Annotated in this window: 1 pseudogene; it reads left to right on the forward strand. The window is 43.4% G+C overall.

The window, feature by feature from the left end:
* Positions 1 to 30 precede the first annotated feature (30 nt).
* Positions 31 to 385 (forward strand): annotated as a pseudogene (locus tag CWB80_RS22405) (hypothetical protein); the annotation flags it as partial.

Raw genomic sequence — 385 nt, forward strand, 5'->3', positions numbered from 1 at the left:
AGCACATGACACCGACACCGGTTAGACCTATTGCAAGCTAATGACTACGCAAGAATTCTTTTTAATGTTACTCATCATACTTATCACTACAACGTCTTTACTCGAGTTTTTGCACCTACCGAGCCTGATGACCCCATTTATGTAACGTTTACTGTTAAGCCGTTTGCTGAACAAATGAACAAAGTGGCTGGCTGGGCGGAAGGCCCTAAACAAGACATGCAAAAATTCGCACCAGATAGCAGAGAGTTTAAAAAAGCAGATATTAGGTATCGCCAAGCGCGTTTTACTTTTGGACAGATGATTGCAAGGCAGATCCCGTTGACTAGAGCGGGTTACTTACCCCATTTTTCAGAAAGCAGGCAACAGCGTGTGTGTGCAAAGTTTA

Source organism: Pseudoalteromonas sp. S1650 (genome assembly GCF_005887195.1).
Lineage (GTDB): Bacteria > Pseudomonadota > Gammaproteobacteria > Enterobacterales > Alteromonadaceae > Pseudoalteromonas > Pseudoalteromonas simplex.